Source organism: Micromonospora sp. SH-82, from assembly GCF_051132485.1.
GTDB lineage: Bacteria > Actinomycetota > Actinomycetes > Mycobacteriales > Micromonosporaceae > Micromonospora.
Map to the genome: position 1 here is coordinate 5303380 of NZ_CP148049.1, position 24248 is coordinate 5327627.

Here is a 24248-nt window from a genome sequence, read left to right on the forward strand (position 1 = left end):
CCCTCCGCCCGCCCGCCCGCCCGTCCGCACGCACGCACGCACGCGTTGATCAAGGGATTTGCGTCATCCGAGGCTCGGATCCCGACGCAAATCCCTTGATCAACAGGGCGAAACGGGGGGAGACGGGGAGACGGAGGAAGGCGGGGGTGGGTCAGGCGGGGATGCGTTGGGGTGGGACGGTCAGGCCGTAGAGGGCCATGAGTTCGGGGGTGTCGACACGGCTGCCGTCGGCGACGGTGTCGCAGGCGATGTCGACGATCTGGTCCTTGTGGGCCAGCAGGTAGGGCCGGGCTCCGACGTCGGCGCTGGCCAGGGTGGCGATCCCGGGCCAGTGCCGACGTCCGAAGAGCATCGGGTACCCGCGCAGCCCGTCGTAGGTCGCGCAGACCAGGGCATCCGGGTACGGCAGTGCGACCACCCGGCGTACGGCGTCGACTGTCAGCCCCGGCATGTCCACCGGCACCACCACCACCGCCTCGATCAGCCGATCGGCCAGGGCTGCCAGTCCGGCCCGGATGGAGGAGCCCACCCCGGTTCCCCAGGCCCGGTTCTCCACGACCGTGGCACCGGTGAGGTCCGCCGACTCGCGTACCTGCTCGGCTGCCGCGCCGAGGACGAGGACCGTCTGGGTGCAACCGGCGTCGGCCATGGTGTCGATCATCCGGCGTACCAGCGGCTGCTCCCCCTGGCGTAACAGGGCCTCGGGTCCGCCGAGCCGACGGCCGCCGCCTGCGGCGATGATCATTCCTGCTATTCGCACACCGGGTGCAACGAGGGGTTCCCCGATGAGTGTCGGGGCGAAACGGATATTCGGAACATTGGCGGCATCCTCGTGCCGGATGTCGACGGACATGACCTCGGGGTCCGGGCACCCCCGGTGGGTGTGGGCCGGGTCAGGTGGCGTCGGCGTAGCAGTCGACCACCGAGAGGTCCAGCGGGAACCGGACCGGGGTCTGCCCGAACAGCAGCGACGTCGCCCGCTCCCCACTGCGCGCGACCGCCTCGGCCACCGCGTCGGCCTGGTCGGCCGGACAGTGCACCATCACCTCGTCGTGCTGAAAGAAGACCAGCTCCGCAGCCGTCCCGGCCAGCTCGGTCCGCAGCGTCGCGAGCAGGGTGGACGCCCACTCGGCGGCGGTCGCCTGGACGACGAAGTTGCGGGTGAACCGGCCCCGCGACCGCGCCGCCCGGGCCCGGGGCGACTGCGGGTCGGCCGGCTCCGGGTCGAACTCCCCCGCCGGGTCGCCCCCACCGCCAAGAGCATCGCCGCCACCGCCGTCGTCGTGCATGCCGCTGCCCGGTCCGGGCGGGCAGGTCCGCCCCAACCAGGACCGGACCAGGCCTCCCGCCTCGCCGGTCCGGGCCGCCGCCTCCACGTACCCGAAAGCGGTCGGGTAGTTGCGGCGCAGCACCGCGAGCGCCGGTGCCGCCTCGCCGCCGGTCTGTCCGTACATGGCACCGAGCAGGGCCACCTTGGCCCGGTCCCGGTCACCGGCGAAGGACTCCCGGGCCAGCGCCGCGTAGAGGTCCCCGGCGCCACCGGCCGCCGCCAGGCGTCGGTCACCGGAGACCGCGGCGAGGACCCGGGGCTCCACCTGACCGGCGTCGGCGACCACCAACCGCCAGCCGGGGTCGGCGACCACCGCACGCCGGATCACCTTGGGGATCTGGAGCGCACCTCCGCCCCGGGTGGCCCACCGGCCGGAGACCACCCCACCGGGTACGTACTCCGGGCGGAACCGGCCACCGGACACCCAGGCGTCCCGCCACGCCCACCCGTGGGCCGTCCAGATCCGGTAGAGCTCCTTGTACTCCAGCACCAGCGGCACGGCCGGGTGGTCGACCCCGCGCAGCACCCAGGCCCGGGTGTTGGGCAGGTCGATCCCGACCCGGGCGAAGGCACGCAGCAGCTCGGCCGGGGAGTCGGCGTGCAGGTGGCGCAGCCCGAAGGCGGCGGCGATCCGGGCCGCCAGGTCGGCCAGGCGCCGGGGCTGTCCGCCGACCGGGGACGGCTCACCGAGCAGGTCGGCCAGGATCTCGTCGTGCACCCCCACCCGCCAGGGCAACCCGACGGCCCCCATCTCGACGGCGATCAACGCACCGGCCGACTCGGCGGCGACCAGGAGCCGGAACCGGCCGGGGTGCCCGGTCCCGGCGATCCGGGCCAGCTGGTCGGCGTACACCCGGGTCAGTGCGGTGAGGTCGGCGGGCGGTGGGCCGGGCCGGGCGTCGAAGAGCGCGCCCTGGCCGCGCCCGGGCGGTTCGACGGGTCGGGGCGGCGGGTCGGGCGGCACCGGGCCGCCGTCGCGGCGGGCCAGCGCCGCCGCGACCGACCGGGGTTCACCGAAGCGACCGGCGTGCCCGAGCAGCAGGGCCTCGGTCAACTCCAGGTCGTGGCAACGCTCGACGCGCACTCCGGCGCGCACGAACATCGGGTACGCCGACGCTGTCGACGCCCACAGCCACCGGGGCCTCTCGGCGGCCTCCCGGGCGGCCACGGCGGCGGTCAGGTCGGTGACCCGCTCGGTCGGCCCGGTGGGGTGGCCGGTCGGGTCAAGCGGTTGCAGCAACCCGCCGCCCCGCTCGTCCGCCACCACCGCCACCAGCACGAACGTGATTCTGCCCGGCCCGTACGACATCCACCCCGCACCCCGCCCACCCGGGGGTGGGGAGGGAGGTTACTTGCTGACGCCTGCGGTGAGGCCGGACTGGACCTGGCGTTGGAAGACGAGGTACACGACGAGGACGGGGAGCATCGCCATCGTCACCCCGGCGAAGAGGCCGCTCCAGTCCGACCGGTAGCCCTGGTTGACCGATAGTTCGATGAGTCCCTGGGCGATCACCTGGTTCTTCGGTTCCCCGGAGACCGACTGCATCAGCAGCGTCGGCAGGTACCACTGGTTCCACTGGCCGAGCACGTTGAAGATGCCGATGCTGATCAGGCCGGGGCGGGCCATGGGGAGCATGACGCTGAAGAAGAGTCGGCTGTGGGAGGCCCCGTCGACCATCGCCGCCTCGGCGACGGCGTTGGGCAGCGTACGGAAGAACGAGTGCATGAAGAAGACCGTGAACGACAGCGACCAGGCCACGTACACGAGGATCAGCATCAGGTGGCTGTTCGGGCCGAGCAGCGGGAAGACGACGCCCATGTTGTAGACGCCCTTGAACAGGGGGACCGCCGCGAGGTAGATCGGCAGGGTCAACCCGGACAGGAACATGTAGTAGATCGCCCGGTTCCCGGGGAACTCGTACCGGGACAGCACGTACGCGGCCATCGAGCCGAGCAGCATGGTCAACGCGATGCTGCCGGCCAGGACGAGGAGGGTGTTGCCGAAGAACGACCCGAGGTGCCCGTCCACCCAGGCGCGGGAGAAGTTGTCCCAGTTGAGTTTCTCGGGGATCAGTGACAGTGGCTGGCGGATGACCTCCGCGTCGGACTTGAACGACGACATCACCACCCACAGCAGCGGGTAGATCACCATCACCGCCCAGACCACCAGGAACAGGTGGGAGAACCCGTTGAAGATCCGTCCGCCGAGGGGCTGCCCGGCGTTCCCGCGCGTCGACGGGCGGGGTGGGTCGTCGTCGGCGGGACGAGCGGCTTCGGATGCCCGGGTGATCGTGCTCATGGCACCGTCTCCTTACTAGTACTCGATCCGCTCTCGGCGGGTGATCCGGAGCTGGAGCGCGGCCAGCAGGATGGTGAACAGCGCCAACGCCACGCCCATGGCGCAGGCGTAGCCGAACTGGCCCTTCTGGAAGGCGGTGAAGTTGAGCACCGAGGCGAAGATCTCGCTGGCGTGGTCCGGCCCGCCCTGGCTGGGGGTCATCACGAAGACCAGGGCGTACATGTCCAGCGCGATGAACCCGAGGTACACCCAGGCCACCGAGACGGTGTCGCGCAGCAGCGGCAGGGTGACGCGGAAGAAGGTGTGGAACCGGCTGGCCCCGTCGAGGATGGCGGCCTCGTAGATGTCCTTCGGGATGGACTGCATGGCCGCCGAGAAGAGCACCATGTAGAACCCGGCCCCGCTCCAGACGGCGATCAGGAGCAGCCACCAGAGGACCGCCGGTACGCCGAGGAAGGGCTCCGGGTCGGCGGTGAAGGCGATCGGGTTCTCCTCGTCGACCAGGCCGACCTTCATCAGCAGGCCGTTGATCAGCCCCTGCCCGTCGCCCCGGTAGATCTGCTGCCACATCACGGCGATCACCACGAGGGACAGCACCTGCGGGAAGAAGAACACCACCCGGTAGAACCCGGAGCCGAAGACCCCCCGTACGCCGGCCCTGTCCTCGCGTCCGCCCACGTTGAGCAGGAAGGCGAGGAACAAGGCCAGCGCGATGGTGACCAGCGGCACGGTGATCAGGAAGAAGACGTTGTGCCAGAACGCCTTGCGGATCAACTCGTCGGAGAACAGCCGGACGTAGTTGTCCAGCCCGACGAACTCCTGCCGGTCGGAGTACCCACCCCAGTTGGTCAGCGAGTAGCCGGCCGCCTGGGCGAAGGGCCACACCACGTACAGGAGATAGAGCGCGACGGGCAGGAAGAGGAAGCCTGCCACGAATCGCCCGACACCGTGCCGCATCGAACCTACTCTCTCGAACGGATCGCCTCGGGGCGTCCCGTCAGGACCGGGTCTGCTTGGTGATCGAGGAGTCCTTGGCGACCTTGTCGGCCGCCTTCTGCATCCGGTCGACGAACCCGGCGGCGGTGAGCCGTCCGGCCATCAGCTCGGCGGAGAGGTTCTGGCTCTCCTTGTCCAGGTCGGCGTAGAAGTCCCAGAACTTGGTCTTGATCAGGTCGGCGGGGGCCTGGCTCATCAGCTGGTTGGCGCTGGACAGGGCGGTGTCCTGGACGGCGTCCCCGGAGCCCTTGGTGGAGGCGAGGGACTTGGTCAGCTCGGCGAACTTCGCCGATCCGGCCTTGGAGAGCACCGCCCGCAGGAACTCCTTGGCCGCCGCCTTGTTCGGGGCCTTGCTCGGGACGACCAGGCCCTCACCGGCTCCGGCGAAGACGTCCTTGGGGGCCTTGTCGGTGGCGCCGAGACCCCAGTAGTCGGAGATCTTCATCTCGAAGCCGGGCGGGATGGTGGCGGCCATCTCGTTCTTCAGCCAGGTGCCGACCTGGATGAAGGCGGCCTTCCCGTCCAGCCAGGCCTGCTGGGACTGGGTGTGGTTGAGGTTGCCCGGCAGCAGGAGGCGGTCCTTGACCAGCTTCTCCCAGACCTCCAGGGCGGGCAGGATCCCCTCGGCCCGCCAGGCGTTCTCCTTCAGGTTGTCGATGTCGATCACGGCCTGCTTGCCGGCGGACTTCCAGATGGTGGCCATCAGCGCCCAGCGGGGGTAGTAGCCGTGCACCGCGTCGTGGACGTACGGGGCGATGCCCTTGGCCTTGATCTTCGGGGCGAGGGCGAAGAACTCGTCGAAGGTGGTCGGCGGGGTCCACCCCTCCTTGGTGAACAGGGCGTTGTTGTACCAGTTGCCCCAGACGGTGAAGGCCACGTTGACGACGTAGAACTTGTTCTGGAAGGTGCCGTCCTCGCGGGTGCCGGGCAGCAGCGAGTCGCCGACGGTGCCCTCGCTGTCCCAGGCGGGGGCGGCGAGCAGGTCGTCGAGGGGCTCGATCGCGCCCTCGTTGACCAGGGTGCTGATGTCCATCATGTCGGCGCCCGAGTTCATCACCAGGTCACTGGGCTGGGTCGCCATCTTCGGCTGCTCTTCGGTCTTGATCTTCTGGCTGGAGCTCATGTTGACGGTGACGCCAGCGTGCTTGGCGTTGAAGACCGCCTGGTCCTCCTTGGCCCACTGGTCGCCGAGCCCACCGTTGAAGATGACCACCTTGACGGCGCTGCCGTCCTGCACCCCGAACGGGTTGTCCTTGCTCTTGGCACCCTCGTCCTGGTTGGCGGGGGTGGGTTCGCTGCCGGCGCAGGCGCTGAGCAGTCCGGCGGCCGGGGTGACCAGCAGGCCCGCGGCGGCGGCCCGGCGCAGCAGCGTACGGCGGTTCAGGTCGGCGTGGTTCTCGGGGGTTACCGACATGGTGTCTCTCCTCGTGGTGTCGGATGGTGACGCGTGGGGCTGCGGTTCAGGTGTCGGCTGCGGTGGTGGCCTTGTGACCCCCGACGGCCTGGGCGGTCCGCCGGAAGGCCGCGTGGGCCCGTCCGTGGGTGCGCTGCGCGACGGCGATATAGAGCAGGTCGAGGACGACCAGCTGGGGGTGCCGGGCGGAGAGCGCGTCGGGTCGGAAGCTGGTGGACTGGCTGGCGGTGAGGAGCACCACGTCGGCCAGGTCGGCCAGGGTGCTGCGGGGGAATCCGGTGAGTGCGACGGTCGTCGCTCCCCGGCTGCCCGCCTCGGCGAGCATCTCGACGGTCTCCCTGGTCTGCCCGGTGTAGGAGATGCCGAGGGCCACGTCGCCCGCGCCGAGCAGCGCGGCGCTGGCCAACCCGTCGTGTACGTCGTTCCAGGCCCAGGCGGCCACCCCGATGCGGTGCAGACTGAGTTGCATCTCCTGCCCGACGAGGGCGCTGCCGCCCGCCCCGACGATGGTGACCCGACCGGCACCGGCGATGGCCATCGCCGCCCGTTCCACCTCGATCAGGTCGAGCAGGGCGGCGGTGTCGTGCATGGCCCGGGTGTCGGCGGCCATCAACTGCTCCAGCACCCGGTCGAGGGGGTCGCCGGGTTGGATCTCCCGTCCGATGTCGACCGACCATCCGGCGGACCGGGCCCGACCGGTTTCGGCGGCGATGCCCAGCCGCAGGTCGGCGTAGCCGTCGAAGCCCATCGCCCGGCAGAACCGGGTGACGGTGGCGGGTGAGGTCCCGCTCCCCTCGGCCAGTTCGACGATCGTCGACCGGGCGGCGGTCTCCGGGTCGGCGAGCACGTGGTCGGCGACCCGGCGCAGTGCTCCGGTGAGGTCGTCCAGTCCGGACCGGACGCGGGCCAGGACGCTGTCGCCGGTGATGCTCCGGGAACCTCGCCGGTCGACCCGGGTGGCATCGACCACCGCTGTCACCGCAGCGGGGTCCCCGTCGTGGTCGGCCATCGAGATCCTTTCCGAAAAGAATGTTTACTGTTAGTGGTAAAAGTTCTTACTGGAGACACCGTTCTGTCAAGACCATGGATGAAGTTTTCAAACTGTTACCGAGGCACCCTCCGATCACGACTGTCGGAAGAACGCCTTTGACCAGCACGAACAGCACCAACCCCGGCCGGTTGGGCTAGCCTGGTCCGATGACCCGGCTGCGGGAGCTCGCCGACCGTACGCCGCCGGACCGCGAGCGTTACCTCGATCTGCTCCGCGCCCTGGCGATCGTCACGGTGGTCCTCGGGCACTGGACGGTCACCGTCGTCGTGTACGACCTCTCCGGATCACCGGACGGCCACTCCGCCCTCCCGGAGCTGCCCTGGGCGTACCCGCTGACCTGGGCGGCCCAGGTCATGCCGGTCTTCTTCCTGGTCGGCGGGTACGCCAACGCCGCCTCCCTGCACTCGTTCCGGGCCCGGGGCGGCGACGGGGCCGGGTGGCTGCTGGACCGCAGCAACCGCCTGGTCCGCCCGACCACGGTCCTGGTCCTGGTCCTGATGGTCGGCGCGGCCCAGGCGTCACTGGTCGGGGTCGACTCGGAGCGGATCCGGACGGTGGCCTGGTTCGCCACGATCCCCCTGTGGTTCCTCGCCGCCTACCTGGCAGTCGTCCCCCTCACCCCACCGATGTACGCGCTGCACCGCCGGTTCGGGCTCGCCGTACCGCTGGGGTTGGTGGTCCTCGTCGCCGCCGGGGACGTGGCCCGGTTCGCCGGGCACGAGACGTGGGGACTCGGGGGCTTCGTGTTCGGGTGGCTGGCAGTGCACCAGGTCGGGTTCGCCTGGTACGACGCCCACACCGGGCAGCCCGATCGACGGCGACGGCTCCCCACCGGCCGCCCGGCAGCCCTCGCGATGCTCGTCGGTGGGCTGGGCGCCACGGTCCTGCTCACCGTCCCCGGCCCGTACCCGGTGAGCATGCTCAACGTGCCCGGCCAGCCGCTGCACAACGCCTCCCCGCCCAGCCTGGCCCTGCTCACCCTCTTCACCGCCCAGCTCGGGCTGATCCTGCTGGTCCGGTCCCCTGTCGAGCGGTGGCTGCACCGGCGTCGCCCCTGGCAGGCGGTGGTCGCCGTGAACTCGGTGGTGCTGACCCTGTTCCTGTGGCACCTGACGGCGGCGATCCTGCTCGTCGGCGCGCTGGACGCGGTGGGGCGGCTGCCCACCCCGGCGGCCGGGTCGGCGGCCTGGTTCGCCTGGCGGGTGCCGTGGCTGCTGATGCTCGCCGCCGTCCTGACCGCCCTGGTGGCGGTCTTCGGCCGGGTCGAGGCCCGCACCCTGCGCCGGGAACGGACCACCCCGCAACCCACCTCACCGGTACGCGGTGTCCTGGTCGTCGCCGGGTACGCCGCCGTCGTCGTCGCACTGGTGGTCAACAGCCAGACCCCGAAGTACGCCCCCGAGCCGTACGGACTGCCCGTCGTCGCCCTGGTGGCATACCTGGCCGGGGCCGGGCTGCTCCGCCTCCTCACCCTGCTTCGTCCGTCACTCAGGTGAACCGGAAACCCACGGCGTACGTCGTCACGACGACGACGTCCACCGTGGAGGACCAATGGCGCACCAGTGGAACCCGGACTGGGCAAAACCGGACTGGAATCTCGACGAGCAGTACCTGACGGGTGGAGGCCCGGACAACGCGTTCCTCTCCCCGAACCCCGGCACCTCGCAGGGGCTCGAACTCACCGCGGAGGACCTTGAGAACATCGACAACTGCGCGCACGCCATGACGATCGAGTCGACGTTCGATCCCGTGGGAGAGCATCAAGGCTTCGCCAGCGCCTTCCCCGCTCCCCTTCCCCCGCAGTACGCGCCCAACGTGTCGCCCGCACTGACCCCCGCCTTCGCGCCACCGCCCGCCCCGAACCTTTACCGCGATCCTCGGCAGCAGCCTGCGTCGACGAAGCCCGAGCGGGGCGTCAACGCCCACTGGGTACCCGAATATCACCGGCTCCGACAGATCGGGGAAATCGATGACAACGGTCTCGTTCACGGCGTAGACGGACACTACGTCAAACAGGATATTTCCAACTGGGTACGGAACGGTATCCCGAAGAAGATTCAGGATCGCCACCAAGAGATCGTCCAAGCCTTATTCGCCGACCGCCACCTTGGGAACCGATTCACGCTCAGCGGTTCCCGCGGACTGAAAGGCACCTGGTCGGAGATCTACGAACAGTATTATCGACATCTCGGAGGGAGAATCCCTTCCGAATTCACAAAACCCGACGACAAGGGGTTCCTAAAATGCCACAAGCGCCTCTACAGCCACAGAAAGGGTGCGGCGACCTCAAACCCCGACGAATTCGAATTCTTTGAATCACACCCCGACTGGAAGGATCACTTCCTGCGCCCGGGGACCAGAAGCCGCGAGTTTTACGAACAGATACTGGCGGAGCAGCGGAAGCCGACACTTCCGACGCCCGGGCCTTCGACGATGCCGGCATGGCAGTCCGCCCCGGTTCCGACGCCCACCGACCCAGCGACCTGGGACCCCGCCTTTCCGGTAGCCAGTGCCGCAGGAATGTCGCTCGCCGGCGCAGGACACCGGCCCCCACCGGTCGGCTCCTTCCCCCCACCCGCCGCCTACGGGAATCAAGCCTGGCGGTTCACACCCGGTGCGTACCAGCAACCCGGAGGCCCTCCTCGCCCCCCGAGCCCTCGGCACTGACATAGGAGATGACATTGCCTTACATGGACGACCATTCCTCGGATCAAGAACGGTCACCGTCACCGTGGAACGGGAGGGCATCCTCGCCGGAGTCGATTTCGCAGGCTTCGCCGATGTGGTCGATGCCTGAGGGCCTGACGCAGCAGGACTTCGTCGACGCCCTCAGGCAACGCTGTGACCGACCCGAATACCAGGGGCTCGACATCGAGGAGTACGAGGTCGAGTCCCTGCCCAACGGCAAGGAGGTTCCCCTGGGCGAACTGGCCGATGCGCTGACCAACGGAGCTCGGGTGGATGCCACCACGCTCGGCCCCGTCGTACGCGAGGCATTCGACTACCACGGACTGGCGTTGCGCGACGTGCGCGCCGAAGTGCCACACCTGCCTGCCACGCTGACCTACATGCCGATGGGCTCGCCCCCTCGACGGTCCGGCTGGGAGACGGAACTGATCACCCAACTGGACCGGGCCACCGCGACTCGTCCGGGAGTGTGGCCCGACAGGGAGGTCGACGGGTTGCTCAAACTCCAGTGGGAGGGCCTGTCCCGCGAGAACTGGAATCGGATGTCGACGCTGAGAAGCGCGTTCGAGCGTAACGGGATTCCGGTCAAGACAGACCCCTCGACCGGCAGGGTCATGCCGGACGATGCGGCGTACAGGGCGGCCCGACGGCAGACGCTGCGTGGATCATCCGCCCAGGTGACCGCAGCTGTGTCCGTCTCGCCCGGAGGCCGCGCCGGTCAGCGCCGGCCGCGAGGGGACAGCGAGGAGCGGCGACCGGCCGGGCAGGCACCGCCGAGCCGTCGACCGAGACTCCAGTGAACCGGGCATGACCGTTCCCACAGCCACAGTTGACCGGCCCGCGCCACACCTGAGACCGGCCCTGACGCAGGGCACCGACAATCGCGAGGAACCTATGCCCCACACGGACCCTGACCTTGACTTCTCGGACGGGGAGGCCACGGTGGTGGCGTCATCGCGGAGCCGGACACCCGAGGCGGAGCCGGTCCCTCAGTGGTCCTACCCGGACGGCCTCACTCCACAGGACTTCGACTACGGGTTCCGCCAACTGTTCTCGCGACCGGCGTCCGACGATGAGGAGATCCCCAGCGAGCCCGCTCAGGCCGAGCTCGCCGCTCAGGCCGCCGCCCGGATCCCCACCTCCACACCCGGCCGCCGATCCCGCGAGGAATCGGCGTCCTCGCGGCCGGAATCCCCGGGACCGCCACGGCAGCGCCCCAGGTTGGGATGAGTCCGCCAGGAGGCGACGCCGGTGCCGCACCGAAGCCACAGCGGTAGGCCCGAGAAGGGTCTCCAGAAGCCGGAGGGACTTCCCACCCGGACACGGGTGGGAAGTCCCTCCGGCCGGTGGTCAGCGCCTGAGGTCGGCGGTGAAGGCGGCCCAGGCACCCGGTGTGAAGCTCAGGACCGGCCCCGAGGGGTCCTTGCTGTCCCGTACCGCCACGGCGCCCGGCAGATTCCCCGCCACCTCGACGCAGGCACCCCCGTTGGAACCGCTCTTACTCGACTTGCGCCACCGGGCGTTGGTCAGGTCCATGATCGGGCCACTTCCTCGATGAGTAGAAGGGACTGCCTGGCGGGAAGGGCACTGCGACAGGTGAACTCCCAGGTCGCTTCGAGGTTGGCGAGGTCACCCGCCATGCTCAGCACCTGCGAACGAACCTGCCCGTCGACATGTCCCATGACCAGTCCGTCTGACAGGGTTGCCAGGGCGAATCCGCCTTGCAGGCCAGGATAAAGCCCGGCCTCTGCGGGCACCACATGGATCTGCACGTGTGGGAGCCCTGCTGCCGCGATCAGGTGGTCGAGCTGCTCACGCATCATCTTCCGGCTGTCCTGCGCGGTGCGGGTGAGCACATTCGCGTCGAGCACCACTGCCAGCTTCGGCGGGTTCTCGCGGTTCAGAATCGCCTGTCGGTCGACGCGGGACTTCACCCCGGCTTCGATCTCACCGGTCGCCATCCCGCTCGCCCACAACGACGCTCGGGCGTACGCCTCGGTTTGCAGGAGTCCCGGGACGTAGGACGGCTCGTACCAGCGGAGGGAGGTGGCCTGTTCCTCGATCTTGATCCACTCTCGGAGCCAGACCGGGGTGCGGTCCAGGGGTGGCAGCTTCTCCAGGAGGCGGGCGAAGAGGCCGCCGGTGCTCATGGCCTTGTCGACGGCGCGGACGTACTCCGGGGTGGGGGGCCGGGTCCCCGTCTCGATCGCGCTCACGTGGGTGCCGCTGTAGCTGATCACCCGCCCGAACTCCTCCTGGTTGAGGCCCCGGGTCATCCGACATCTGCGGAGTTCGTCTATCAGAATCGCTGTCGCGCTCACGTTCCCCACCCTTTCCCCGGTTATTCCCCGGGCTCGCTCCATCGCGATCGGCGCGTTCCAGTCCAGACGGTCGGCCACCCTCCACCGTGGGCGCAACTCTAGAACAAGAAGGCCACCCTCGGTCAATGTCAAAGCATGGACAACTTTCTGCCGGAACGGCGCAATCTCGTACACGAGGGGGACATTCTCGTCCTCGAACCGCGCGACTATCTGTCCGGTTCGCAGCGCCTCCGATTCCGAGTCACATTCATACCGGCGAACGCCGATCTCGTCGCCCTGGACTGGGTCTGGTTGCGGGGGGTCACAGTGACAGTCGACGGGGGCGAGATCGAACCCCGTACCCTCCTCATCCGCGCCCAGGCCATCCGGGACAACCCGGACCGGAGGACGACCTCGTGACGGGCCGGGTTCCGCTCCTCGTCCGGCTCGCCTGGGCCGTCCTGCTCCGACACCGCAGCGGCACCTGTCCGTCCTGCACCGGCAACGGGCACTGTCCACGCGTGGAGGTCTCCCGGATCCGGATCCGGGCCTGGCGACGGTACGGCTCGTGACGATCAGGGCCGGTGACGAGTTCCTGGTGGGGCGGGAGGCGAGCGTCCAGTTCGGCACCCGACCGATCCGGTTCCGGGTGATCAGGGTCCGCGACGACCTGAAGACGTACCACGGTTGGCTCTGGCTCGACGGCTACGCCCTGGACAAGCGGGGCGAGGCGGTCGAACGCCGGACCATCTTCGTACGGCCGGTGGGGCTGCGGGCGCTTCCCACCCCGCAGCCCCCCACCGCACGACGACCCCGACCGACCCCCCGGAACAGTCGACGCTAGATGCCCCTGCCGCCCTGCCTGCCCTGCGGCGGCGCAACCGGCCCCTTGGGCGTCTGGGCGGAGTGCTTGTCCTCCAACGACACCACTCTGCCGTCGGCTTGCAGGGCTTGATACGTCAGCCTGTCCTGATGCTCGACGGCGTCACCCATCGCGTGCGAGACCCTGACCAGCCCATGTCGGGCCTGCGCCACGATCCTCGCCCGCCGGAGATCCTCCGACTCGACGACCGGGTCCGACCCCGGGCGCATACCGGCGACCGCGCTGACCGTCTTCTGATCAGCGGAAGCAGTCCGGCCCTGGGCGCCGTCGGGATTCGGGACTGGCATGTCGGTCTCCTTCACGTACCGGTGAAACTGCGGACTCCAGCTCTACGCAGCTCCCCGGCACCGGTTCACCCCCCGTGACCAGGCATTCTGTGCCATGTGTCACCTGAGTCGAGGGGCGCGCCGTCGCTGACCGGCTTCTTCGCCTTACCCATGATCGCCGTTGCCCTTCACGTGCCGGGTCAGTCCCGGGTGTCGGCGACCGCCTGGGCGAAGACCTCGGAGCGGTGCTCGAAGTTGCGGAACCGGCCGTAGCTGGGGGCCGCCGGGGAGAGCAGGACCACCCCGCCTGCCGGAGTCACGGTGCGGGCCAGCCGGACCGCGTCCACAAGGTCCTCGACCACCTCGGTACGCACCTTCGGCAACCCGGCCAGCGCCTCGACGATCCGTCGACCGCTGTCCGGCACCCCGATCACCGTGATCTCCCGCTCGGCCAGGTGCTCGGCGAACGGGGTGTAGTCCAACCCCCGGTCGGTGCCACCCACGATCACCGTCAACGGCCGCCCGTCGTACGCGTCGATGGCGTGCATGGCCGCGTACGGGCTGGTGGCGAGGGTGTCGTCGACGAAGGTGAGCCCCGACGGGTCGACGATCTCGGTGAGCCGGTGGGCCAGCCCCTGGAACCCGGCGACCGCCACGGCCAGGGTGTCCCGCTGGTCGATCACGTCCACCCCGAGGGCGTCCAGGACGGCCAGGGCCACACAGAGGTTGCCCTCGTTGTGCCGCCCGACCAGCGGGAGGACCGCCCGGGGGAACAGCGGCCGGTCACCGAGGTGGAACCAGGGCGTCCCGTCGGCACCGGTGGCCACGTTCGTGGTGTCCGGGGTGCCCGCCCGGATCGCCGCCCGGTCGCCCAACTCGACGGCCAGCCGGGGGTCCCCACCGTTGACGACCACCGTCCGAGGGCCGTGGGCGATCAGGTTCAGCTTGTCCCGGTAGTACTCGCGCTCCCCGCCGTGCGCGTCGAGGTGCTCGGGGAAGAGCGAGGTGACCACGGCGACCCGGGGCGACTCGGTCAGGTCCGCGCACTGGTAGCTCGACAGCTCCAGGACGTACCTGTCGGCGTCGGGGAGGTCGAGCAGGGGCACCCCGATGTTCCCGCCGAAGACGTTCGGCCTGTCGACGGCCGTGAGCAGGTGACTGATCAGACTGGCGGTGGTGCTCTTGCCCTTGCTCCCGGTCACCCCGACGGTCCGGTCGGCGTGGTCGGCCATCCAGAGGGCGGTCCCCCCGGTGACGGTGACCCCGGCCCGCCGCAGCTCCACCATCCAGGGGTGGGTCTGCGGGACCCCCGGGGAGCGGACCACCACGTCGGCGGCGGCCAGGCGGGCGTACCCCTGCTCTCCGGTCACCAACGGCGCGGCGGCGGCCAGCTCGCCCTCCCAGGGCAGGGCCAGGAAGTTGGCGCTGTCGTCGACGGCGACCAGCTCCGCCGGGGCGTGGGCGGCGATCGCCGTCACCGCCGCCCGGCCCTCCCGACCGGTCCCCCAAACGGCGACGGTACGTCCGCGCAGGTCAGACAGGCGCACAGGTGATCTCCTCCACGGTGAGCGGGGTTCACCCGCACCCGAGACGGCAGGGGTGGACCAGGGCCTAGTATGGCGTGTGCCCAACGAGCAGCTCCGGCGGATGGACGCCTTCACCTTCCCGTCGTACTCGATCGATCTCGCCACCGGCGAGGCGTTGTTCGACTACGTCCTGACCGGCCCCGACGGCGAGCAGCGGTTCACCGAGGTGATCACGCTTCCGGTGCCGGACGAGCCGCCGTCGGACCAGACGGTGGCCACCCTGGACCGGGTCCTGGCCCTGCTGCACCTGGTCGCCGGGGTGAGCTACTACAAGACCGCGGCCCCGCCCCGGCTGGTGCTGCCCGCCCCGCTGGGCGCCGACGCCGTCGCGCTGGTCACCGCCGTCTACACCCATGGCCTCGCCGAGTACGCCTACCGCAACCAGCTCCCGCACGTCCTGGAGCTGACCCCCGAGGTGCCCCCGGGTGAGGTCCCCCCGGCCCGGGTCTACGACAACTCCGAGCTGCGGCCCCTGAGCGCTGTCGGCGGTGGGAAGGACTCCCTGGTCAGCCTGGAGGCGCTGCGGGAGGCCGGGTTCGACCCGGTGCCCTTCTCGGTCAACCCCAACCACGTGATCGTCGCGGTGAACGAGGCGTCCGGGCTGACCCCCCTCGCGGCCCGGCGGCGGATCGACCCGGTGCTGTTCGACCTGAACGCGGCCGGGGCGCTCAACGGGCACATCCCGGCCACCGCGATCAACTCGCTGATCGCGGTGGCCACCGCGGTCCTGCACGGGCTCGGCCCGGTGGTGATGTCGAACGAGCGCTCCGCGTCGGACCCGAACCTGGTCTGGAACGGCCACGAGGTCAACCACCAGTGGTCCAAGGGGGTCGAGGCCGAGAGGCTGCTGCGGGCGGCACTGGCCGGGCACGCCGGGCTGACCGAGCCGTACTTCAGCCTCCTGCGGTCGCTGTCGGAGCTGCACATCGCCCGGCTCTTCGCCGCCATCGACAGGTACGACGCCGTGGTGACCAGCTGCAACGCCGCGTTCAAGCTGCGTGACGCGAGCGAACGGTGGTGCCGGGACTGCCCGAAGTGCCGGTTCGTCTTCCTGGCGATGGCACCCCACATGTCCCGGGAACGGGTGGTCGGGATCTTCGGCGGTGACCTGCTGGCCGACGAGACCCAGCTCCCCGGCTACCGGGAACTGCTCGGCGTGGACGGGCACAAGCCGTTCGAGTGCGTCGGCGAGGTGGAGGAGTCGGTGGCGGCGCTGGCGATCCTCGCCGAACAGGACCAGTGGCGCGACGCCCCGGTGGTCCTGGCCCTGGCCGACGCGGTCCCGGAGACCGCGTGGGCGACCGCCGCCCGCTCCGACGTGTTCACCCCCGGCGGCCCGAACTTCGTGCCGCCCGCCTACGCCGAGGCCCTCACCGACCTCACCCCCCAGGTGTGAGGAGCGGCCCCTTCGGGGAGGTCAGCCGCCTCGACTGATCCGGAGGGTCAGGATGTCGGTCCGGACGGTGATGTGGCCGTGGAACAGGGCCACGTCGCCGTCGCCGTACCCGATCTGGGTTGCGTTGATCAGCGGATGTCCGGTGGGGACGCCGAGGCGGGCGGTGAGTTCGTCGTCGGCGAGGACCGCCGCGAGTTCGATCTCGGCCCGCCGGACCGGCATCCCGGTCGCCACGGCCAGGAACTCGAACATGTCCAGGTCGATGCTGAGCAGCCCGGACGGGTCGAGGTCCCGGTCGGCGACCCGCAACGGCAGGTGGTCGCGGATGAACACCGCCGGGACCTCGTCGACGGCGAAGAGCCTGTCGACCCGCCAGCACGGGTCGCCCGGCGTCAACCCCAGGGTCTCGGCGCAGTGCCCCGGGCAGTGCACCCGGCTCACCGTGGCGTCGCTGAGGGCCGGGCGGTGACCGGAGGCGGTGATCCGGTCCCGCAGGGCGGTGACGTCCCCGATGGTGACCGGGACCCTCCCGTCGGGCTCGTGCACGAAGGTGCCGATCCCCCAGGTACGGCGGACCACACCCTCGGCGGAGAGCTGCCCGAGGACCTCCCGGACGGTGGCCCGGCTGACCTCCAGCAGGTCGGCCAGCTCACGCTCGTTGGGCAACTTGTCACCGGCGTGGAACTCGCTGCCGATCAGCTCCCGTAGCCGACCCTGTGCCGCCTTGAGCGCGGTCTCGCGCCGAGCCATCCACGTCACCTCTCGCTCACCGCCGCCGACCGGGCGTACGGAGTGTAGTTGCTAGCCGGGTCCGGCCGACACCGTCGGGTGGACCGTGCTCACCACACCTGCTCCAGCACCCGCAGGGTGTTGCCGCCGATCACCTTGGCGATCTCGTCGTCGGAGTAGTCGTGCCGGACCAGCCAGCCGACGATGGTGCCGAACGCCTCGGCGGGGTTCTCCACACCGGACACGTACTCCACCCGGGGGTGCTCGGGGCGGTTGCCGGCGTCGTGGGCGTAGTTGGCGGCGTACGTGTCGTGCACCCCGACGTGGTCGCCGAACATGGTGTCCGGGCCGAACGTGACGTGGTCGATCCCGACCAGGTCGACGCAGTAGGTGAAGTGGTCCATCACCGACTCGATCGAGTGGTGCGGGTGCTTCTCCGACAGGGTGGTGTGCGGGGCGGCCTCGATGCCGATCACCCCACCGCGCTCGGCGCAGGCCCGGATCACCTCGTCCGGCTTCATCCGGGAGGTGTTCCACACCGCCCGCGCCCCGGCGTGGGTGATGAAGACCGGCACCCGGGACGCCTCGACGGTGTCCAGGGAGGTCTGGTCACCGGAGTGGGAGATGTCGATGGCGATGCCGAGCTTGTTCATCCGGTCGACGGCGCGGCGCCCGAAGTGGGTCAGGCCGCCGTCGTGGCGCTCCGAGAGCCCACCGCCGAGCATGTTGGCCTGGCTGTACGCGATGCCGAGCTGCCGGATCCCGAAGCCGTACAGGATGTCGATGCGGTCCAGCTCGTTCTCGATCGGGCTGCTGCACTCCAGGCCGGCGACCAGGGCCAACCGGCCGTCCCGCTTGGCGGCGTGGATGTCGGCGAGCGAGGTCGCCAGGGTCACGTAGTCCTGCTTGTAGACGTCGGACAGCCGCATCCCGACCGCGTACACCAGGTCGTTCCACTTCCAGCCGTTCTCGCTGGTCACGCAGGAGGCCCCGGCCATGAAGTTGTCGAACACGGCGGTGAGCCCGGAGCGGGACAGCCCCTCGAAGCCGGTGCGCTGCCTGGCGGTCCGGTTGTACGCGCGCAGCTCCCGGACGTCCTCGGGCAGGATCACCGGGTGTTCGTGCAGCGAGACGGCGATGTGGTCGGTCAACAGCCGGGTGACCCGCTGTCGTTGCGCGTCGGTCAGGCCGAGGTCGTGTCCGGGCACCCGACCGAGCTCCGGCGCCAACGCGAACACCCGGTAGTCCGAGTGCGGCTCAAGGTACTCGTAGGACTTGTGGCCCTGGTACCGCGGCGCGGGTTCTTGCAGCACAGTGTGTCTCCTTCGTGGACGTGCCGGCCGGTCACGCGGTCGGCGGGTAGTGCCGGCTCGTCACGCGGCCAGCGGGTAGTGGCAGGCGACCGGGTGCTCCGGGCCGCTCAGGACGGGCTCCTGGGTGGCGCAGGTGTCGGTGGCCTGCCAGCAGCGGGTTCGGAACCGGCAGCCGGACGGCGGGTTCACCGGGCTGGGCGGGTCACCGGCGAGCAGGATCCGCTGCCTGTCGGAACGGCCGGCCGGTTCCGGGACCGGGACCGCCGACAGCAGGGCCTTGGTGTACGGGTGTCGGGGCGCGTCGTACAACGGGGCACCGGGACCGGTCTCGACCAGCTTGCCGAGGTACATGACGGCGACCCGGTCGGAGATGTGCCGGACCACTGACAGATCGTGGGCGATGAAGACGTACGCCACCCCGATCTCCTTCTGCAACCGCTCCAGCAGGTTCACCACCTGCGCCTGGACCGAGACGTCCAGGGCGGAGACCGGCTCGTCGCAGACCACCACGTCGGGTTGCAGGGCCAGGGCGCGGGCGATGCCGATGCGCTGGCGTTGACCGCCGGAGAACTGGTACGGGTACCGGTCCAGGTGCAGGCTCGGGTCGAGGCCGACCAGGTCGAGGAGTTCGGATATCCGCTCGGTCCGGCGGGCCTTCGGCAGCACCTCCGGGTGGATCTCGAAGGGCTGGGTGAGGATCTCCCGGATCGTCCGACGCGGGTTCAGCGAGGTGTACGGATCCTGGAGCACGATCTGGATGCGTCGCCGCAGTGCCCGCAGCCGTCGACCTCGGGCGGTGTGCACCTCCTCGTCGCCGAAGCGGACGGTGCCGGAGGTGGGCTTCTCCAGGCCGACCAGGGTCCGGGCCAGGGTGCTCTTGCCGCACCCGGACTCCCCGACCACCCCGAGGGTCTCCCCCCGCCGCAGGTCGAAGCTGATCCCGTCGACGGCCTTCACCACCCCGCTCGCCCGCAGGGATCCACTGCGTTTGAGGGGGAAGTGCTTGACCAGGTTCTCGACCCGGAGCACGACGTCGTCACTGGGTGGCATCCAACACCTCCGTGCGGTGGTGACAGGCGCTGGCCCGCCCGGCCGGGAGGGGTTCCAGGGCCGGCAGGGTGTTCCGGCACACGTCGGTGACCCGGTGGCAGCGCAGGTGGAACGGGCAGCCGGTCGGCAGCCGCGCCGGGTTGGGCGGGGAGCCGGGGATGGCGTACAACTGCTCGTCGGTGCGGTCCACCCGGGGCATCGAGGCGAGCAGACCCTCGGTGTAGGGGTGGGCCGGCCCGTCGAAGATCTGCTCGACGGTGCCGCGTTCGACGATCCGCCCGGCGTACATGACGGCGACGTCGTCGGCGACCTCGGCGACCACCCCCAGGTCGTGGGTGATCAGCAGCAGTCCCGTTCCGGTGTCCCGCTGGATCTCCGCGATCAGCTCCATGACCTGCGCCTGGACTGTGACGTCGAGGGCGGTGGTGGGCTCGTCGGCGATCAGCACCGCCGGTTCCAGCGCGATGGCCAGGGCGATCATCACCCGTTGGCGCATCCCGCCGGAGAACTGGTGCGGGTAGTCCTTGACCCGGTCGGCGGGGGCGGGGATGCGTACCCGGTCGAGCAGTTCGACGGCGCGGCGGCGGGCGTCGGCGCGGGACATCCCCCGGCGGACCCGGAGGAGTTCGGTGATCTGGTCGCCGACGGTGAAGACCGGGTTGAGGGCGGCCATGGCGTCCTGGAAGACCATGCCGATCTCCTCGCCGCTGACCCTGTCCCGGTCCCGTGGGGACAGGGTCAGCAGCTCCCGCCCCCGTAGGGTCACCGACCCGGTGACCTTCGCCGGGGGGACGTCGAGGATCCCCATCACCGCCTGGGCGGTGACGCTCTTGCCGGAGCCGGACTCGCCGAGCAGGGCGAGGGTCCGGCCGGCGGCGAGTTCCAGGGACACCCCGTTGACGGCGTTCACCGGTCCGCTCGGCCCGGGGAACGACACCCGCAGGTCGGTGACGTTCAGCAACGGATCCATGTCAGCCGACCCCGGCCTCGTCGAGGAAGTCCCGGACCACCCGCTGGAACCGCTCCGTCTCCTCCAGCTGCGGGGAGTGTCCGGAGTGCTCGAAGACCACCAGCCGGGCGTCGGGGATCAGGTCCGCGATGACCTGGGACGCCTCGACCGGGGTACGCCAGTCGTGCCGTCCGACGGTCACCAGGGTGGGGCAGGTGATGCCGGGCAGCTTCGGCTTGAGGTCGTATCCGGGCATGTTCTGCCCGAAGGCCGCATTGTGGGTGCGGTAGTGGAACCGGGTGGCGGCCAGCCGGGCGGCGTCCTTGGCCGGGTCGTGCCGGTGGTCGTAGAGGGGCAGGATCGCCCGCCAGTAGTCGCGCAGCTCGTCGTCGCTGGTGAACCGCCCGGTCCCGATCCGGTCGATGGCCCACTGCGGGATCACCGTACGGTCGGTGGTGCGGGCCCGGTCCACGGCGAGGTGGTCGTGGGCGGTGTCGGCGGCGGTGTCGCGCAGGATCAACGCGCTGACCCGGTCGGGGTGGGCGATGGCGTACTCCATGGCGATGAACCCGCCGTACGATCCGCCGGCCATCACGATCCGGTCGTAGCCGAAGTGCTCGCGGATCGCGTCGACGTCGGCGACCCACTGCTCGTGGGTGAACGGCTCGTCGTCGCTGGACTCCCCCGACCCCCGGGCGTCGAAGACGATGACCCGCATCCGGTCGGCGAACGGCCCGAACGACCGGGTCGGCTCGGAGCGGGACCCGAGGCCGGGCGCGCCGTGGTGGACGATCATGGCCGGGGCGTCCTCGGGGCCGAACGCCTCGACCACCAGCTCGGCACCGTTGATCTTCATCGGACTCCCTCGATGATGTTGGCTTCCAGGTCGCGGGGGTAGCTGGTCAGGCGACGCGGACCGGCGTCGGTGACCAGGACGGTGTCGGAGATCCGGTAACCGGCGTGCCCGGGGACGTAGACGCCGGGCTCGCTGGAGAGCAACATCCCGTCGGCGAGCACCGTGTCGTCCCCGTCGGCCACCCAGGGCGGCTCGTGGTTCTGCAACCCGATCCCGTGGCCCTGCCGGTGCCTGATGTAGTCGCCCAGGCCGTGTCCGCGCAGCACGTCCAGGCAGGTCCGGTTGACCTCGGCACAGGTCCGGCCGACGAGCATCGCCTCCGTGCCCACCTGCTGGGCCTCCCGGTCGGCCTCGTAGTAGCGGCGCTGCTCGGCGGTCGGCTCACCGACGACGAAGGTCCGTTCGCTCTCCACGAACCGGCTGGCCACCGCCGCGCCGAGGGAGAGGATCAGGGTGTCGCCGGGCTGGATCCGTCGCCGGGTCGGCAGGCCGTGCGGCAGCGCCGAGTTGGGGCCGGCGTAGACCAGTCCCCCGGCCAGCTTCGTGGTGTAGACGACCATGTCGTACTCGGCGTACATCCGGTCGGTGCCGTACCCGATGACGTGGCGGGCGATCTCGTCCTCGCGGGGCAGTTCCCGTCCCGCCCGCAGCGCCTCGGCGATCAGCTCCCGGCCGGCGGCGAGCATGTCGTCGCAGATCCGGGCCGCCGCCTCGTGCAGCGGGATCTCCTCGGGGAACTTGCGCAGCCGCAGCCTCGCCACCGCGTCGGTGGGCACCAGGTCGGCGGCGGGCAGGGCGGCGGTGAGCTTGCCCAACGCGCCGACGGTGAGCCCGGCGCCGAAACCGATCCGGCGGGTACGACGTCCGGTCAGCGCGGCGGCGAGGGTCTGCTCGGGGGTGACCAGCCCGGGGAACTCGGCGTAGCTGACGGTGTCCAGGGACACCCCCTGCTGGGCCGCGTACTCGACGTCGAGGTGCGGGACGACCAGCAGCGGGTCGCCCTCGCGGGGCATCCAGAGGTAGACCGGACGCTCGGTGGCGATGTAGAAGAACCCGCTGAGGAAGGCGACGTCAGCAGGCGAACTGGCCAGGAATCCGTCCAGGTCACGCTCGTGCAGCGCCTCGGTCAGCCGGGCACGGACGGTGGAGTAGAAACTGTCGGGCAGCCGCACGGGTCAGCCTCCGTTGCGTCGTGGGTCGCGGGAGTCGTTGAAGCGCATCCCGGCGACCGTCGCGGCGAGGACCAGCAGGAGGATCGCCAGGGACGGGAACAGCGTCTGCCACCAGGCGATGGTGACCACGCCGCTGCGCTGGGCGTTGAGCAGGATCCGACCCCAGGACCAGGAGTCCGGGTCGCCCAGGCCGAGGAAGCTCAGACCGGCCTCGGAGATGACCGCCCGGGAGGCGGTCAGCAGGACGCTCACCACCATCAGCGGGATCACCGCCGGGAGGATCTCCCGGGAGACGATCCGCCACCCGCTGGCACCGAGCACCCGGGCCCCGTCGATGTACGGCATGGCCGTCACCACCAGGCCCTGGGAGCGGATCAGTCGGGCCACCTCGGGCCAGGCGAACACGCCGATGATCACGGTCAGGGTCACCACGCTGGGGCTGACCACCGCCGCCAACATGATCATCAGGGGCAGGGTGGGCAGCGCCAGCATCACGTCGGTGATCACCGTGCCGACCGCGTCGACCCCTCGCACGTACGCCGAGACCAGACCGATCGCGGTGCCCAGCACCAGGGCGATCAGGGAGGCCGCCACCCCGATCACCAGACTGGTCCGGGTGCCCCAGACCACCTGGGCGAAGATGTCCTGCCCCAGGTCGTCGGTGCCGAACCAGTGCCGCCCCGACGGGGGTTGCAGGACCTCGGCGCCGGTCCCACCGGGCTCGTCGGCGATCAGCGGGGCGAAGACCGCCAGCAGCACCATCACCAGCAGGATCGCCACCGACACCAGGGCCGACGGCTGGCGCAGCCACTCCCGCCAGGCCGCCCGGGTGGCCCCGACCTGGGGCTCGGTGGGCGGCACCGTCTGCTCGGTCAGCACCGGAGCGCTCACCGGACTCTCCTCTCGTCGACGACGACCGTCGGGGCGTGACGGCCGGGGCCGGGCGGACCGCCCGGCCGGTGCCGGGCCGGGGCCGGACGCCCGACCCCGGCCGGGTATCGGCGGATCACAACCGGATCCGCGGGTTGAGGACGGCGTAGAGCAGGTCCGTCAGGGTGTTCGCGACGACCACAGTGACGGCGAGCATGATGAAGGCGCCCTGGAGCACCGGGTAGTCGCGCTGCCCGACCGCCTCGAAGATCAGCCGACCGACCCCGGGGTAGGCGAAGACGGTCTCGGTGAGCACCGCCCCGCCGACCAGGGTGCCCAGTTGCAGACCCATCAGGGTCAGCGCGGGCAGGATGGCGTTGCGCAGGCCGTGCTTCCACACCCGACGTCGGGTGGACAGCCCCCGGGCCCGCGCGGCCCGGATGTAGTCCTCGCCGAGGACCTCGATCATGTTGGTCCGCAGCGTCAACGCGTACGGCCCGAGCTGCACCAGGACCAGGGACGCCACCGGCAGCACCAGGTGGTGGGCCAGGCTCAGGTACGCGGCGAACCCCCGGGTGTCCGGGTCGATCGCCCCGCCGATGGGGAACCAGCCGAGTTGGGCACCGAGGTAGACCAGCAGCAGCATCGCCACGCTCGGCACGAACAGGGCGTGCCCGCCGATCCCGGCGGCCTGGAGGACCTTGTCCGGCCAGCGGCCCCGGTGCACCGCCGCGTACACCCCGATCGGGATGCCGATGGCGATGGTCACCAGGAACGCCGTACCGGCCAGCATGAGCGTCCACGGCAGCCGGTCGACCAGGATGTCGGTGACCGGCTGGATCTGCCGGAACGAGATGCCGAAGTTGCCCTGGGTCAACTCCCGCAGGTAGGACACGTACTGCTCCCACAACGGCCGGTCCAGGCCGTACGTGCGCAGCAGCGCCTCCTGCATCTCCGGGGTCATGTCCCCTTCGACCATCAGGGTCGTGGGGTCCCCGGGCAGCAGCCGGAGCAGGAAGAACGTCGCGGTGATCGCGATCCACACGGTCAGGACGGCCTTGACCGCCCGGCTGAGCACGAACCGTGCCACGGGGACCCCC

25 protein-coding genes are annotated in these 24248 nt (G+C 70.4%); 7 read left to right on the forward strand and 18 right to left on the reverse strand.

The genetic code is table 11. The annotated features are described in order from the left end of the window. Positions 1-151: 151 nt before the first annotated feature. From WHN02_RS23195 to WHN02_RS23220, 6 genes are all read right to left on the reverse strand, one after another. Positions 152-745: a nucleotidyltransferase family protein gene (locus tag WHN02_RS23195; protein WP_350896456.1), complete on the reverse strand. Its 594-nt coding sequence runs from the start codon at positions 743-745 to the stop codon at positions 152-154. Positions 746-893: 148 nt separating this feature from the next. Next, positions 894-2639 (reverse strand): bifunctional 3'-5' exonuclease/DNA polymerase, encoded by a 1746-nt coding sequence (locus WHN02_RS23200; protein ID WP_434740814.1) that lies wholly within the window; start codon positions 2637-2639, stop codon positions 894-896. Between the two features lie 39 nt (positions 2640-2678). Next, positions 2679-3629, reverse strand: coding sequence for a carbohydrate ABC transporter permease (locus WHN02_RS23205; protein WP_434740815.1), 951 nt, complete (start codon positions 3627-3629; stop codon positions 2679-2681). Between the two features lie 15 nt (positions 3630-3644). After that, complete coding sequence (locus WHN02_RS23210; protein ID WP_434740816.1) at positions 3645-4586, reverse strand: carbohydrate ABC transporter permease; 942 nt, start codon at positions 4584-4586, stop codon at positions 3645-3647. Positions 4587-4626: 40 nt separating this feature from the next. Continuing rightward, positions 4627-6039, reverse strand: coding sequence for an N-acetylglucosamine/diacetylchitobiose ABC transporter substrate-binding protein (gene ngcE / locus WHN02_RS23215; protein WP_434740817.1), 1413 nt, complete (start codon positions 6037-6039; stop codon positions 4627-4629). Between the two features lie 46 nt (positions 6040-6085). Further along, entirely contained in the window at positions 6086-7048 is a 963-nt protein-coding gene (locus tag WHN02_RS23220) for a MurR/RpiR family transcriptional regulator (protein ID WP_434740818.1), read from the reverse strand. Positions 7049-7236: 188 nt separating this feature from the next. Here WHN02_RS23220 and WHN02_RS23225 point away from each other — a divergent pair, with 188 nt between their 5' ends. Genes WHN02_RS23225 through WHN02_RS23235 form a run of 3 tightly spaced genes read left to right on the forward strand, consistent with a single transcriptional unit; the run spans position 7237 to position 10578 of the window. Beyond that, positions 7237-8586 carry an acyltransferase family protein gene (locus WHN02_RS23225; protein WP_434740819.1) on the forward strand — a complete coding sequence of 450 codons (1350 nt, stop codon included), beginning with the start codon at positions 7237-7239 and terminating at the stop codon, positions 8584-8586. A 55-nt stretch (positions 8587-8641) separates the two neighbouring features. Beyond that, the gene (locus WHN02_RS23230) at positions 8642-9757 is read left to right on the forward strand and encodes a hypothetical protein (RefSeq protein ID WP_434740820.1); all 1116 of its coding nucleotides are present in this window, start codon (positions 8642-8644) and stop codon (positions 9755-9757) included. A gap of 8 nt (positions 9758-9765) precedes the next feature. Beyond that, a complete protein-coding gene (locus tag WHN02_RS23235) occupies positions 9766-10578 on the forward strand; it encodes a hypothetical protein (protein ID WP_434740821.1) in 813 nt (270 codons plus the stop codon). A 550-nt stretch (positions 10579-11128) separates the two neighbouring features. Here WHN02_RS23235 and WHN02_RS23240 read toward each other — a convergent pair. Beyond that, on the reverse strand, positions 11129-11314 hold the full coding sequence (locus tag WHN02_RS23240) for a DUF397 domain-containing protein (RefSeq protein ID WP_434740822.1): 186 nt from the start codon (positions 11312-11314) through the stop codon (positions 11129-11131). Further along, positions 11305-12108: a helix-turn-helix domain-containing protein gene (locus WHN02_RS23245; protein ID WP_434744036.1), complete on the reverse strand. Its 804-nt coding sequence runs from the start codon at positions 12106-12108 to the stop codon at positions 11305-11307. Before WHN02_RS23245 ends, WHN02_RS23240 begins: the two co-directional genes overlap by 10 nt. A 126-nt stretch (positions 12109-12234) precedes the next feature. On the opposite strand from WHN02_RS23245, the gene WHN02_RS23250 reads away from it, so the two are divergent. The 3 genes from WHN02_RS23250 to WHN02_RS23260 are packed head-to-tail and all read left to right on the forward strand — an operon-like array spanning position 12235 to position 12922. Further along, on the forward strand, positions 12235-12498 hold the full coding sequence (locus WHN02_RS23250) for a hypothetical protein (RefSeq protein WP_434740823.1): 264 nt from the start codon (positions 12235-12237) through the stop codon (positions 12496-12498). Further along, positions 12495-12650, forward strand: a complete 156-nt coding sequence (locus WHN02_RS23255) for a hypothetical protein (RefSeq protein ID WP_434740824.1) — start codon at positions 12495-12497, stop codon at positions 12648-12650. Before WHN02_RS23250 ends, WHN02_RS23255 begins: the two co-directional genes overlap by 4 nt. Then, positions 12647-12922 carry a hypothetical protein gene (locus tag WHN02_RS23260; protein WP_434740825.1) on the forward strand — a complete coding sequence of 92 codons (276 nt, stop codon included), beginning with the start codon at positions 12647-12649 and terminating at the stop codon, positions 12920-12922. Before WHN02_RS23255 ends, WHN02_RS23260 begins: the two co-directional genes overlap by 4 nt. Here WHN02_RS23260 and WHN02_RS23265 read toward each other — a convergent pair. Together WHN02_RS23265 and murD are read right to left on the reverse strand one after the other, a co-directional pair. After that, a complete protein-coding gene (locus tag WHN02_RS23265) occupies positions 12919-13248 on the reverse strand; it encodes a hypothetical protein (RefSeq protein ID WP_434740826.1) in 330 nt (109 codons plus the stop codon). The genes WHN02_RS23260 and WHN02_RS23265 overlap by 4 nt on opposite strands. Before the next feature lie 179 nt (positions 13249-13427). Then, positions 13428-14774 carry a UDP-N-acetylmuramoyl-L-alanine--D-glutamate ligase gene (gene murD, locus WHN02_RS23270; protein ID WP_434740827.1) on the reverse strand — a complete coding sequence of 449 codons (1347 nt, stop codon included), beginning with the start codon at positions 14772-14774 and terminating at the stop codon, positions 13428-13430. Between the two features lie 76 nt (positions 14775-14850). Here murD and WHN02_RS23275 point away from each other — a divergent pair, with 76 nt between their 5' ends. Next, a complete protein-coding gene (locus WHN02_RS23275) occupies positions 14851-16209 on the forward strand; it encodes a hypothetical protein (RefSeq protein WP_434740828.1) in 1359 nt (452 codons plus the stop codon). A gap of 21 nt (positions 16210-16230) precedes the next feature. Here the strand turns inward: WHN02_RS23275 and WHN02_RS23280 are convergent, their stop codons facing one another. From WHN02_RS23280 to WHN02_RS23315, 8 genes are all read right to left on the reverse strand, one after another. Beyond that, on the reverse strand, positions 16231-16959 hold the full coding sequence (locus WHN02_RS23280) for a GntR family transcriptional regulator (RefSeq protein ID WP_434740829.1): 729 nt from the start codon (positions 16957-16959) through the stop codon (positions 16231-16233). Positions 16960-17048: 89 nt separating this feature from the next. After that, positions 17049-18251: a dipeptidase gene (locus WHN02_RS23285; protein WP_434740830.1), complete on the reverse strand. Its 1203-nt coding sequence runs from the start codon at positions 18249-18251 to the stop codon at positions 17049-17051. A gap of 60 nt (positions 18252-18311) precedes the next feature. Beyond that, positions 18312-19301, reverse strand: a complete 990-nt coding sequence (locus WHN02_RS23290) for an ABC transporter ATP-binding protein (RefSeq protein WP_434740831.1) — start codon at positions 19299-19301, stop codon at positions 18312-18314. Then, entirely contained in the window at positions 19288-20271 is a 984-nt protein-coding gene (locus WHN02_RS23295) for an ABC transporter ATP-binding protein (RefSeq protein ID WP_434740832.1), read from the reverse strand. The genes WHN02_RS23290 and WHN02_RS23295 overlap by 14 nt, the downstream gene beginning before the upstream one ends. A gap of 1 nt (position 20272) precedes the next feature. After that, positions 20273-21106 carry an alpha/beta fold hydrolase gene (locus WHN02_RS23300; protein ID WP_434740833.1) on the reverse strand — a complete coding sequence of 278 codons (834 nt, stop codon included), beginning with the start codon at positions 21104-21106 and terminating at the stop codon, positions 20273-20275. Further along, on the reverse strand, positions 21103-22278 hold the full coding sequence (locus WHN02_RS23305; protein WP_434740834.1) for a M24 family metallopeptidase: 1176 nt from the start codon (positions 22276-22278) through the stop codon (positions 21103-21105). Before WHN02_RS23305 ends, WHN02_RS23300 begins: the two co-directional genes overlap by 4 nt. A 3-nt stretch (positions 22279-22281) precedes the next feature. After that, positions 22282-23169: an ABC transporter permease gene (locus WHN02_RS23310; protein ID WP_350896479.1), complete on the reverse strand. Its 888-nt coding sequence runs from the start codon at positions 23167-23169 to the stop codon at positions 22282-22284. Between the two features lie 115 nt (positions 23170-23284). Next, on the reverse strand, positions 23285-24238 hold the full coding sequence (locus tag WHN02_RS23315; RefSeq protein WP_434740835.1) for an ABC transporter permease: 954 nt from the start codon (positions 24236-24238) through the stop codon (positions 23285-23287). Positions 24239-24248: the final 10 nt, after the last annotated feature.

Bases quoted from the DNA above. Each gene is read 5' to 3' on its own strand.
- WHN02_RS23295 (WP_434740832.1), bottom strand. From the start codon at position 20,271: ATGGATCCGTTGCTGAACGTCACCGACCTGCGGGTGTCGTTCCCCGGG.
- WHN02_RS23290 (WP_434740831.1), bottom strand. From the start codon at position 19,301: ATGCCACCCAGTGACGACGTCGTGCTCCGGGTCGAGAACCTGGTCAAG.
- WHN02_RS23265 (WP_434740826.1), bottom strand. From the start codon at position 13,248: ATGCCAGTCCCGAATCCCGACGGCGCCCAGGGCCGGACTGCTTCCGCT.
- WHN02_RS23280 (WP_434740829.1), bottom strand. From the start codon at position 16,959: ATGGCTCGGCGCGAGACCGCGCTCAAGGCGGCACAGGGTCGGCTACGG.
- ngcE (WP_434740817.1), bottom strand. From the start codon at position 6,039: ATGTCGGTAACCCCCGAGAACCACGCCGACCTGAACCGCCGTACGCTG.
- WHN02_RS23195 (WP_350896456.1), bottom strand. From the start codon at position 745: ATGATCATCGCCGCAGGCGGCGGCCGTCGGCTCGGCGGACCCGAGGCC.
- WHN02_RS23240 (WP_434740822.1), bottom strand. From the start codon at position 11,314: ATGGACCTGACCAACGCCCGGTGGCGCAAGTCGAGTAAGAGCGGTTCC.
- WHN02_RS23225 (WP_434740819.1), top strand. From the start codon at position 7,237: ATGACCCGGCTGCGGGAGCTCGCCGACCGTACGCCGCCGGACCGCGAG.
- WHN02_RS23210 (WP_434740816.1), bottom strand. From the start codon at position 4,586: ATGCGGCACGGTGTCGGGCGATTCGTGGCAGGCTTCCTCTTCCTGCCC.
- WHN02_RS23205 (WP_434740815.1), bottom strand. From the start codon at position 3,629: ATGAGCACGATCACCCGGGCATCCGAAGCCGCTCGTCCCGCCGACGAC.
- WHN02_RS23220 (WP_434740818.1), bottom strand. From the start codon at position 7,048: ATGGCCGACCACGACGGGGACCCCGCTGCGGTGACAGCGGTGGTCGAT.
- WHN02_RS23300 (WP_434740833.1), bottom strand. From the start codon at position 21,106: ATGAAGATCAACGGTGCCGAGCTGGTGGTCGAGGCGTTCGGCCCCGAG.
- WHN02_RS23235 (WP_434740821.1), top strand. From the start codon at position 9,766: ATGACATTGCCTTACATGGACGACCATTCCTCGGATCAAGAACGGTCA.
- WHN02_RS23200 (WP_434740814.1), bottom strand. From the start codon at position 2,639: ATGTCGTACGGGCCGGGCAGAATCACGTTCGTGCTGGTGGCGGTGGTG.
- WHN02_RS23230 (WP_434740820.1), top strand. From the start codon at position 8,642: ATGGCGCACCAGTGGAACCCGGACTGGGCAAAACCGGACTGGAATCTC.
- WHN02_RS23250 (WP_434740823.1), top strand. From the start codon at position 12,235: ATGGACAACTTTCTGCCGGAACGGCGCAATCTCGTACACGAGGGGGAC.